The sequence below is a fragment of the Terrabacter sp. P5_B1 genome, from assembly GCF_056400505.1.
The window spans coordinates 1-10,404 of the sequence record NZ_JBFULD010000229.1 but is presented as its reverse complement, the minus strand read 5'-3'; the positions used below and the strand labels follow the sequence as shown (position 1 = coordinate 10,404).

The 10,404-nt window shown below is 71.8% G+C and carries 12 protein-coding genes; 5 read left to right on the top strand and 7 right to left on the bottom strand.

What is annotated here, in order from left to right; all coding sequences use genetic code 11:
- The 3 genes from AC1DP0_RS15490 to radA form a co-directional block, all read right to left on the bottom strand.
- On the bottom strand, positions 1-652 hold a 652-nt coding region (locus tag AC1DP0_RS15490; RefSeq protein WP_478085724.1), incomplete at its 3' end, for an HhH-GPD family protein.
- A 77-nt stretch (positions 653-729) separates the two neighbouring features.
- Positions 730-1,806 carry a DNA integrity scanning diadenylate cyclase DisA gene (gene disA, locus AC1DP0_RS15485; protein WP_442279243.1) on the bottom strand — a complete coding sequence of 359 codons (1,077 nt, stop codon included), beginning with the start codon at positions 1,804-1,806 and terminating at the stop codon, positions 730-732.
- A gap of 54 nt (positions 1,807-1,860) precedes the next feature.
- Positions 1,861-3,276: a DNA repair protein RadA gene (gene radA / locus AC1DP0_RS15480; RefSeq protein ID WP_478085719.1), complete on the bottom strand. Its 1,416-nt coding sequence runs from the start codon at positions 3,274-3,276 to the stop codon at positions 1,861-1,863.
- A gap of 71 nt (positions 3,277-3,347) precedes the next feature.
- Between radA and AC1DP0_RS15475 the strand changes: the two genes are divergently transcribed.
- Both AC1DP0_RS15475 and AC1DP0_RS15470 read left to right on the top strand, forming a co-directional pair.
- Positions 3,348-3,560, top strand: a complete 213-nt coding sequence (locus tag AC1DP0_RS15475; protein WP_478085717.1) for a hypothetical protein — start codon at positions 3,348-3,350, stop codon at positions 3,558-3,560.
- A gap of 350 nt (positions 3,561-3,910) precedes the next feature.
- Positions 3,911-4,249 carry a histone-like nucleoid-structuring protein Lsr2 gene (locus AC1DP0_RS15470; RefSeq protein ID WP_478085715.1) on the top strand — a complete coding sequence of 113 codons (339 nt, stop codon included), beginning with the start codon at positions 3,911-3,913 and terminating at the stop codon, positions 4,247-4,249.
- 108 nt (positions 4,250-4,357) lie between these two features.
- On the opposite strand, the gene ligD (AC1DP0_RS15465) is transcribed toward AC1DP0_RS15470, so the two are convergent.
- Positions 4,358-5,242 carry a non-homologous end-joining DNA ligase gene (gene ligD, locus AC1DP0_RS15465; RefSeq protein WP_478085713.1) on the bottom strand — a complete coding sequence of 295 codons (885 nt, stop codon included), beginning with the start codon at positions 5,240-5,242 and terminating at the stop codon, positions 4,358-4,360.
- Entirely contained in the window at positions 5,242-6,189 is a 948-nt protein-coding gene (gene ligD / locus AC1DP0_RS15460) for a non-homologous end-joining DNA ligase (RefSeq protein ID WP_478085711.1), read from the bottom strand. The genes ligD (AC1DP0_RS15465) and ligD (AC1DP0_RS15460) overlap by 1 nt, the downstream gene beginning before the upstream one ends.
- Positions 6,190-6,207: 18 nt before the next feature.
- Between ligD (AC1DP0_RS15460) and ku the strand changes: the two genes are divergently transcribed.
- The 3 genes from ku to AC1DP0_RS15445 all read left to right on the top strand — a co-directional run bounded on the left by ku (position 6,208) and on the right by AC1DP0_RS15445 (position 9,333).
- The gene (gene ku / locus AC1DP0_RS15455) at positions 6,208-7,167 is read left to right on the top strand and encodes a non-homologous end joining protein Ku (protein ID WP_478085708.1); all 960 of its coding nucleotides are present in this window, start codon (positions 6,208-6,210) and stop codon (positions 7,165-7,167) included.
- Positions 7,168-7,261: 94 nt separating this feature from the next.
- A complete protein-coding gene (locus AC1DP0_RS15450; RefSeq protein ID WP_478085705.1) occupies positions 7,262-8,575 on the top strand; it encodes an acetyl-CoA hydrolase/transferase family protein in 1,314 nt (437 codons plus the stop codon).
- Entirely contained in the window at positions 8,572-9,333 is a 762-nt protein-coding gene (locus tag AC1DP0_RS15445) for an SDR family oxidoreductase (RefSeq protein WP_478085700.1), read from the top strand. The genes AC1DP0_RS15450 and AC1DP0_RS15445 overlap by 4 nt, the downstream gene beginning before the upstream one ends.
- Before the next feature lie 31 nt (positions 9,334-9,364).
- Here the strand turns inward: AC1DP0_RS15445 and AC1DP0_RS15440 are convergent, their stop codons facing one another.
- Both AC1DP0_RS15440 and AC1DP0_RS15435 read right to left on the bottom strand, forming a co-directional pair.
- Positions 9,365-10,162, bottom strand: a complete 798-nt coding sequence (locus tag AC1DP0_RS15440) for a sugar phosphate isomerase/epimerase family protein (protein ID WP_478085696.1) — start codon at positions 10,160-10,162, stop codon at positions 9,365-9,367.
- 100 nt (positions 10,163-10,262) lie between these two features.
- The coding region (locus AC1DP0_RS15435; protein WP_478085729.1) for a Ppx/GppA phosphatase family protein at positions 10,263-10,404 on the bottom strand (142 nt) is incomplete at its 5' end.

The window sequence follows — 10,404 nt, the reverse complement described above, 5'->3', positions numbered from 1 at the left end:
TCCATGCACAGAGGTCAGCGACCGGGCACTCGTCGCAGCGGGGTCCCCGGGCCACACAGACGAGCGCCCCGAGCTCCATGACGGCGACGTTCCACGTGTTCGCCGCCGCCGGCTCGGCCGGCATCGAATCTGCCGCCAGCTGCGCCTCGGCGCGGTTGAGCGTGAGGTTGGGGAAGGCCTTGCCCTCGCGGGTTCGCGCGAGGACGCGCCGGACGTTCGTGTCGACGACGACCTCCGGGATGCCGAAGGCGAAGCACGAGACGGCTGCCGCCGTGTAGGCGCCGACGCCCGGCAGGGCCAGCAGGCCTTCGGGGGTGTCGGGGACCTCGCCACCGTGTCGCTCGACCATCGCGCGGGCCGCCTCGTGCAGGCGCAGTGCGCGACGTGGGTAGCCCAGACGGCCCCAGGCCCGGACGGCGTCACCCGGCGCCGCGGCGGCAAGGTCGGTGGGAGTCGGCCACCGGTCCATCCACTCGCGCCAGATCGGCTCGACGCGGGCCAAGGGCGTCTGCTGCGACATCACCTCGGAGAGGAACACCCCCCACGCGCTCGCGTCGGGCTCGCGCCACGGCAGGTGCTTGCGGCCGGACTCGGCGTACCACCCGTTGACTCGCTCGTGGAGCAGCGACAGCGGGACCTCGCGGGACGGCATACGGACACGCTAGTGAGGGCACGACCGGGCGGCGCCTTCGGGGCACCCGCCCGCAGGGCCGTGGGGCCCGTGAGCGTTCAGACGTAGCGTTCGAGGATGCTCGACTCGGCCAGGCGCGAGAGACCCTCGCGAACGGCTCGAGCCCGGCCCTCGCCGACACCGTCGACGAGCATGAGGTCCTCGATGCCGGCCGCGAGCAGACGCTGGAGCGACTCGAAGTGCGTCACGAGCCGGTCGACGATCGCGGTCGGCAGGCGCGGCACCTTGGTCAGCAGGCGGTAGCCCTGTGGTGAGACCGGGAGGTCGAGGCTGTCACCGACGACGGAGAAGCCGACGGCACGAGCACCCGCAGCGAGGTCGAGCAGCTCGACCGCGTTCAGCGCCTGGAGGTTGTCGAGCGCCTCGTCGACGTCGAGCCCGGACTTCGTCGCCGGCAGGTAGTCCCGGATGACGAGCTCGCGGTCGTTGCCGAGCCCGCCCACGAGCTCCTCGAGCTGCAGGCTGAGCAGTCGCCCGTCGGTGCCGAGCTCGACGACGTAGTCCTGGATCTCGGCGGAGATGCGCCGCACCATCTCGAGGCGCTGCAGCACGGCGGTGACGTCGCGCACCGTGACGAGGTCCTCGATCTCGAGCGCGGAGAGGGTGCCGGTGACCTCGTCGAGCCGGGCCTTGTAGCGCTCGAGGGTCTGCAGCGCCTGGTCGGCGCGCGACAGGGTCGTCGGCGACCCCTCGATGACGTGCCGCAGGTCCCCGACGTAGAGCGCGACGACGCCCATCGACTGGCTCACGGAGATGACGGGGTAGCCGGTCTGCTTGGCCACGCGTTCGGCCGTGCGGTGACGGGTGCCGGACTCGGTCGTCTCGATGCTGGAGTCGGGCACGAGCTGAGTGGCGGCACGCAGGATGCGGGTGCCCTCGCGGTCGAGCACCACCGCGCCGTCCATCTTGCACAGCTCCCGCACGCGCGTGGCCGAGAACTCCATGTCGAGCACGAAGCCGCCGGTGCAGATCGAGTCGACGACTCGGTCGAAACCGAGCACGATGAGGGCCCCGGTGCGACCGCGAAGGATCCGTTCGAGGCTGTCACGCAGCTCCGTCCCGGGTGCCACCGCCGCGAGGGCCGCGCGCAGCAGCAGCTCGTCGTTCCGGTCCATCACTTCCCTGTTCGCAATGGGGGCGCCGAGCACGTCCACCCGGTCGCTCGCAGTCTAGACGGTGCCAACGGCGGCTGCGCTCGTCGACCGCCCACCGGCGAGGCGGCCCATGGCCTCGATGGCACGCGGCACGTCGGCGACCTCGACGGCACGGATGCCGGGGGGCACGACGGAGCCCGACAGGCTGCCAGCGGGGACGAGCGCATGACGGAACCCGAGTCGGGCCGCCTCCGAGAGCCGACGGTCGAGCCCGGTCACCCGCCGCACCTCTCCGGCGAGCCCGACCTCGCCGAAGGCGACGACGTCGGTGGCCAGCGGCCTGTCGACCACGGACGAGGCGACGGCGCAGACGATGGCGAGGTCGGCGGCAGGCTCGGTGATGCGGACGCCGCCGACGGTGGCCGCGAAGATGTCGCGCGAACCCACCGGCGCACCGGCCCGCTTGTCGAGGACCGCGATGATCATCGCGAGACGCGACGCGTCGAGACCGCTGGAGGTGCGTCGGGGTGACGGCAGGGTCGAGGGCGCCACCAGCGCCTGCACCTCGGCCACGAGCGGCCGGCGGCCCTCGAGCGTGACGGTCACGCACGTGCCGGGCACCGCGTGGTCGCGGGTGGACAGGAACAGCCCGCTCGGGTCGGCGAGGCCGGTGATGCCGGTGTCGGACAGGTCGAAGCAGCCGACCTCGTCGGTGGGGCCGAAGCGGTTCTTCACGGCCCGCACGAGGCGCAGCCCGGAGTGGCGGTCGCCCTCGAACTGGATGACGACGTCGACGAGGTGCTCGAGCAAGCGGGGACCGGCGATCGAGCCGTCCTTGGTCACGTGCCCGACGAGGAGCACGGCGACACCACGGGACTTGGCAGCGGCGATGAGGCTGCCCGTGACCTCGCGCACCTGGGAGACGTTGCCGGCCTGGCCCTCGACGTCGGCACTCGCGATCGTCTGCACCGAGTCGACGACGAGCAGTCCCGGCGAGCGCGCCTCGACGTGACCGAGCACGGTCGCGAGGTCGGTCTCGGCGGCGAGGTAGAGCGTGTCGGCCATCGCCGAGATGCGTTCGGCGCGGGTGCGCACCTGGGCCGCGGACTCCTCCCCGCTGATGTAGAGGACCTCGGAGCCGGACCGGGCCGCGCGGGCGGCGACGTCGAGCAGCAGGGTCGACTTGCCGACCCCCGGCTCACCCGCGACGAGCACCACGCCACCGGGCACGAGGCCGCCTCCGAGCACGCGGTCGAACTCGGCGACCCCGGTCGGTCGCGCGGCAGCCCGCGTCAGGTCGACGTCGGCGATGCGCTGGGCCGGGGTGGTGACGGGTGCCGCGGCGGTGCGCGCCGCCGCGGGTGCGCCCGTCTCCGCGACGGTGCCCCAGGCCTGGCACTCTCCGCAGCGGCCGACCCACTTTGCGGTGGTCCACCCGCACTCCCCGCAGCGGAAGCCGGGGGTGCGTCGCGTCGTCGTCCTCGTAGCCATGGCACGACCGTACGGCGCGGGTGCGACATCGCTCCGCGGGGCCGGCCGCACAGCCGTGAGAAAATGGCTGCATGGAATCGGTTCTGCCCTATGTGCTCGCCATCGTCCCGACGGTCGGCATGGGCACGCTCTTCTACTTCGTCATCAAGAGCATCCTCGAGGGCGACCGTCGCGAGCGTCTCTCCCAGGCCCGGTGGGAAGCCGAGCACGACCGGCGGGTCTCGTCACCCCACGTCGCGCACACCGAGCCGTCCACTCCCCCGCCGGCGCCGAAAGAGCACTGACCACCGAATTCCGGCGCACGACCGGMGTGGAGCAGACGCAGCCACCCCCTCGTCCCCGCAGGTCGCGTCCCCGCAGGTCTCGTCACCCCACGTCGCGCACACCGAGCCGTCCACTCCCCCGCCGGCGCCGAAAGAGCACTGACCACCGAATTCCGGCGCACGACGCGCCATGCCGCGATGTGCGCCGGAAATCTTCGCAGACGCCGTGACGCGCCACATTTCACTTTCGAACAGCTGTCATTGCTTTCGGAGTAAATGCATTGTCGGGCTCGAGGCGGTAAATTGATCTCGCCCGCGAGTCACGCATTCGCGGAACGCCCCTCCCCAAACCCGATTTCAGATGGAGAAAAATGGCTCAGCGTGTCGAAGTGGTGTTGATCGATGACATCGATGGTGGAAATGCGGCCGAGACGGTGACTTTTGCCCTCGACGGCGTCACGTACGAAATCGACCTGTCCGACGAGAATGCCCGCAGGCTGCGCGACGACTTCGCGACGTGGACCGGTCACGCGCGCCGGGCGGGCACGGCCAAGGCCGCTTCGCGTCGCCGCGCGGGCGCCGGTTCGGGGGCCGCGAAGCGCACCGACCTCGCCGCCGTGCGCGAGTGGGCCCGCGCGAACGGTCATGACGTCTCGGACCGCGGCCGCATCTCGGCCGACGTCCAGGCGGCCTACGACAAGGCGCACTGACCGAACCGGTCAGCAGACGCGTGAGAGGGCCCGGCACACACGTGCCGGGCCCTCTCGCGCCTCCGTGGCGAGCGTCGTGTCGAGCGCCGTGGCGAGCGCCGTGACCGCTCAACCGGTGATCTCGGCGGCCAGGTCCCCGTCGCGGGCGACGCGCTCGAGGACCTCGTCGGACGTCAGCTGTGCGAGCTCGCCCCCGTCGGCGCCGGCCTCGATCTCGTCCCACGAGCGCGGCGCAGCCACGGTCGGGCGCTCCCGGCCGCGCAGCGAGTAGGGGCACACCGTCGTCTTGGCGGCGACGTTCTGGCTCCAGTCGAGGAAGATCTTGCCGGGCCGCAGCTCCTTGGCCATCTTCCACACGACGAGGTCGGGGTGGGCCTTGGTCAGCTCCTGCGCGAGCTGCTGGACGGTGTCGCGGATCTGGTCGCTCGTGTGCGCTCCGGGCAACACGGCATACAGTTGGAGCCCCTTGCTGCCACTGGTCACGGGAAGGGTGTCGAGCCCGATGCCACTCAGCCGCTCGCGGACGATGAGCGCGACGCGGGCGCACTCGTGCAGCCCGGTGCCGGGCCCCGGGTCGAGGTCGATGACGAGCCGGTCGGGACGCCGCGCAACGGCGTCGCGCCCCTCCCCCTCGTAGCGCCACTGGTGCACGTGCAGCTCGAGGGAGTTGAGGTTGGCGAAGTACGTCAGTGCCGCCAGGTCGTCGATGAGCGGGAAGACGGGGTCGCGCCCGACGCGACGGATCCACGCCGGCGTGCCCGCGGGGATGTTCTTCTCGAAGAACTGCATGTCACCGACCCCGTGCGGGAAGCGGATCCGGGTGACCGCGCGGTCGCGCAGGTGCGGCAGGATGACCGGCGCGATGCGCGCGTAGTAGTCGAGCACCTGGGCCTTGGTCGTGCCGGTGCGGGGATACATCACCTTCTCGAGGCTCGACAGCTTCATCCGCCGGCCGTCGACCTCGACCGTGACCTTGGTGGCCTCGTAGGGCATCACTCACCGTCCCCGTGGTCGTCGACGTCGCCGGGAGTGAGGTCGCTGCGCAGGCCCTTGTATGCCGGCTGGCGCAGCTTGCCCTGCCCGCTCAGTCCCAGCGACTGGACGTCGGCGACGAGGACCGGGTGGACCCAGGTGGCGCCGGCGGAGTCCTCGACGGGGACGTCCGTGGCGAAGGGTGATTCGGTGGACGTCAGCGACTCGAGGTCCCGCATCAGGGCCTGCCCTGTCTTGCCGGCGAGGCCGGAGCCGACGCGTCCCAGGTAGCGCAGACCGCCGGGGCTGGGCACGCCGACGAGCACCGCTCCGAGGCGACGCGACACCGTGCCGGTGGACTCGGGGCGCCACCCGCCGATGACGACCGAGACCGTGCCCCGGTGGGGGGCCTTGAGCCACAGGGGCGACCGGAGTCCGGGGACGTAGACCGAGTCGACGCGCTTGGACACGATCCCCTCGAGACCTTGCTCCTTCGTCGCGGCGTGGAGCGTCACACCGTCGGCGAAGGTCGGCGGCGTCTGCCACCGGGGGCCGGCGAGCTCGAGGCGTTCGAGCGTCGCGCGGCGGTCGGTCCAGGGGCGCGACAGCAGCTCCACGCCGTAGAGCCGCAGCAGATCGAACGTCATGAGGGTGACCGGTGCGGCCTCGGCGAGCATCGCCGCACGCCGTGTGTCGGTGACGTGGAAGCGTTCGGCCATCGCGGCGAACGACGGGATCCCGTCCCGCATCGAGACGATCTCACCGTCGAGGAGCATGTCGGCGTACTCGTCGGCGAGGCCGCGCAGCTCGGGAAAGGCGACGGTGACGTCGCGTTCCGTCCGCGAGAAGAGACGGATCTCGCCGTCGTTCACATCGGCCAGCACCCGCATACCGTCCCATTTCACCTCGTGCTGCCAGCGGTCGCCGACCGGAATGGTCGTCGAAGACGTCGCGAGCATGGGGCGCATGGGTGCATTCTTGTTCCCATGCGAGCCATCTGGAAAGGCGCCGTGTCGTTCGGCCTCGTCAATGTGCCGGTTCGACTCTTCTCGGCGACGGAGAACCACGACGTGCAGTTCCGGCAGGTTCACGAGAAGGACGGCGGCCGCATCAAGTACCAACGCGTCTGCTCGATCGACGGCGAGGAGGTGCCCTACTCCGACATCGCCAAGGGATATGAGGCAGCCGACGGGCAGATGGTCGTGCTGACTGACGAGGATCTCAAGAGTCTTCCGACCCGGTCGACCAAGGAGATCTCCATCGAGAAGTTCGTGCCGTCCGAGCAGATCGACCCGCTGCTCTTCGACAAGAGCTACTACCTCGAGCCCGACAAGACCGGGCTCAAGCCCTACGTCCTGCTCCGCGACGCGCTCGAGAAGGCCGACCGGATGGCGCTCGTCACCGTGTCCGTGCGGACCCGGATGACGCTCGCGGTGCTCCGGGTGCGCGACGGCGTCATCGTGCTCCAGACCCTGCTGTGGGCGGACGAGGTGCGCGCCCCCGAGTTCGAGTCGCTCTCGGAGGAGACCCACGCGACGGCCAAGGAGCTCGCCATGGCRTCCTCGCTCGTCGACTCCCTGTCGGGCGACTACGAGCCGGAGGAGTTCGAGGACGACTACGCCGAGGCCGTGACGCAGCTCGTCGCGACGAAGATCGAGGGCGGCGACATCACMGAGACTCCCGAGGCCAAGGGCGAGGAGACCGAGGTCGTCGACCTGCTCGCGGCCCTGCAGCGCAGCGTCGACAAGGCCAAGGCGGTCAAGACCGCCGGCTCGTCCAGCGGGTCCGGCGCGTCGGAGACCGGCGCGGCGACGGAGACCGCGACGAAGACCGCGGCCAAGGCCGCCGCCAAGAAGACGACGACGAAGGCCGCCGCGAAGAAGACGACGGCCAAGAAGACCGCGAAGAGCACGACGAAGAAGGCGGCCACGAAGAAGGCGAGCTGACCCGAGCCGCCGGACCGCAGCCCGCGCTGGCGACGTTGGTCACGCCGGACGGCATACGCCCTCTCCCGGCCACCCGCTGCGCGAGGATGACGTGGTGCGGACGGCGACGATCGACGAGCTCACCCAGCGGCTGCGGACCCTGCCCGAGAACCCTCGTGTCGTCGTCAGCGGCAACATGGCGGTCCCGTGGGAGGCGGTGCGGGCTCTCGACGCCGCACAGCCGACCTACGTGCTGCACGCGCTCAACGCGCCCGCGGGGCTGCCCACGCGCGAGGGCGTGACCGCCGAGACGTGCTTCGTCGGTCCGGGTATGCGTCGGCACCCGCGCCTGCGCTACGTGCCGTCCCGTCTCTCGCTCGTCCCGCTGCTCTTCGGGCGGGCGCTCCAGCCGGACGCCGTGCTGCTCCACTGCGCGCCACCGCGGCACGGCCAGGTCAGCATGGGCCTGGAGGTCAACGTGCTGCCGGCAGCGCTGGAGGCGTGCCGCGCCCGAGGCGGGCTCGTCGTGGCCGTCGTCAACCCGCAGATGCCCTACACCTTCGGCGACGCGGAGGTGCCGACCGAGCACATCGACCTCATGGTCGAGATCGACTCCCCCATGGCGTCGCTGACGGCGGTGTCGCCGGACCCCGAGAGCCGGGTCATCGGTGAGCGAGTGGCGGCCATGGTCAAGGACGGCGCGACGATGCAGCTCGGCATCGGCGCCGTGCCCGACGCCACGCTCGCCGGACTGACCTCGCGCCGCGGCCTGCGCATGTGGACCGAGATGTTCTCCGACGGCGTGCTCGCCCTCGACGAGGCGGGCGCGCTCGACCCCGACCACCCGCTCGTCACCTCGTTCAGCTTCGGCTCGACCGACCTCTACAGCTGGCTCGACGGCAACCCGCGCGTGCGGATGATGCGCACCGAGAAGACGAACGACCCCGGCCTCATCGCCTCGCAGCGGCAGATGACGTCCGTCAACACGGCGCTCGAGGTCGACCTCTTCGGCCAGGCCAACGCCTCGCGCATCAGCGCCCGCATCCACTCGGGGTTCGGCGGACAGACCGACTTCATCGTCGGGGCCCTGCACTCCCCGGGTGGCCAGTCGTTCATCGCGCTGCGATCGTGGCACCCCAAGGCCGACGTGTCGACGATCGTTCCGCTGCTGTCCGAGCCGGTGACGAGCTTCCAGCAGAGYGCCATCGTCACCGAGCACGGCGTCGCCCCCCTCTGGGGTCGCAGCGAGCAGGACCAGTGCCGCGACATCATCGAGGAGTGCGCCCACCCCCGCGTCCGGGACGACCTGTGGGAGGAGGCGCAGGCCCTCGGCCTGGCCTKATGTCCCCTGAGCCTTCCCGGCCCCACCGCGAGCGTGTGCCGTCCGGCCCCGTCCCGTGGGCGGGCGGCTCGTAGGGTGGCGCCATGAGCCAGACGCCCCCGCCCCACACCCCCTCGAACCGCGACGGACGCCCGGTGGCGGTCGTCACCGGGGGCACCCGAGGCATCGGGCTCGCGATCGCGCGGGACCTCGCACCGACGCACCACCTCGTCATCGGTGGCCGCAGCGCCGAGTCGGTGGCCGACGTCGTGGCGTCGCTGCCGTCGGCCGAGGGGCTCGTGGCCGACCTCGCCGACTGCTCGCCCGGCGGGTCGCTCGCGGCCGCCCTCGAGGGCCTCGTCCCGCACCTGGACCGGGTCGACGTCCTCGTGCACTCCGCGGGCGTCCTGCGCAACGGCACCGTCGCGGAGTCGCCGGTGCGGGACTGGGTCGACTCGATGACGGTCAACGTCGTCGCCGTCGCAGCCGTCACCGGGGCCCTCCTGCCCGCCCTGCGCTCGGCGCACGGCCTCGTCATCACGGTCAACTCGGGGTCCGGCCTGACGGCGAGCCCGGCCTCCGGCGCCTACTGCGCCTCGAAGTTCGCCCTTCGCGCCTTCAGCGACTCGCTGCGCCTCGAGGAGCGCGAGCACGGTGTGCGTGTCACGTCGCTGCACCCCGGCCGGGTCGACACGGACATGCAGCGCGAGCTCGTCGAGTTCGAGGGCTCGGACTACGACTCCGGCGCCTACCTCGACGTCGCCTCGGTCGTCCGGGCAGCCCGCCTCGCCGTCGACGCCGGCCCGGACGCGAGCGTCGACATGATCTCGGTGCGACCCCGCGGCTGGCGTCCCGCCACCGCCTGAGCCCACCTCCTGCGCCCCGGAGGGGCAGGGCTCAGATGCGGCTGGCTCCGCGCGTCGGCACGAGCGCGAGCCGGGCGAAGGCGAGCGCCTCGGCGAGGTCGACCTCTCGCTGCGCGCCCCCGACCTTGCGGGTCGAGACCTCGACGACGACCTCACCGTCCCACCGGCTGTCGGCCAGGTGCTCGAGCACGGCGGCGCAGGGCTGGGCGCCGCGGCCCGGGACGAGGTGCTCGTCGAGGAACGAGCCGAGACCGTCCGCCAGGTGCAGGTGTGCGAGTCGTGGGCCGAGGCCGTGCGCCATCGCCAGCGCGTCGGATCCGGCGGTCGCCGTGTGCGACAGGTCCAGCGTCACGTTGTCGTAGGGCTGGTCCACCGGGTCCCAGTGCGGGAGGTATGCCATGACGTCCCGTCGCGCCGTGCGCCAGGGGTACATGTTCTCCACGGCGAGCCGGATCCCGGACTCGCGCTCTCGCCGCGCGACCCCGTCGACGAACCCGGCGGCATACTCCCGCTGCCAGCGGAAGGGCGGGTGCAGCACGACGGTGCCGGCTCCGACCTCGAGGGCGAGGTCGATGGAGCGGTCGACCTTGCCCCACGGGTCGGTGCCCCAGACGCGCTGGGTGAGCAGCAGGGTCGGGGCGTGCACCGAGACGATCGGCAGCGCGTGCAGCTCGGACAGCGCCCGCAGCGCTCCCGCCTCCCGCGTGACGGGGTCCGTCCAGACCATGACCTCGATCGCGTCGTAGCCGAGCCGCGCTGCCGTCGCGAAGGCGGTCGCCGCGTTGTCGGGGTAGAGCGAGGCGGTCGACAGGCCGACCCGGATCGTCATGCGGCCATTGTGCGCCACGTCGCCGGGCAGGCTCGGACCGGTCCACGCCGGTCCGCGAAGGTCCGCGCACGTCCGTGCGCGCGGCTTCAGGACCCGGACGTCACGAGGTCAGGTGGTCGAGGCGCCGGAGGATGAGACCCTCGCGCAGCGCCCACGGGCAGATGTCGAGCTGCTCGACCTGGAGCAGGTCCAGGGCGGCCTCGGCGACGAGCGCGCCGGCATACAGCTGCCGGGCTCGCCCC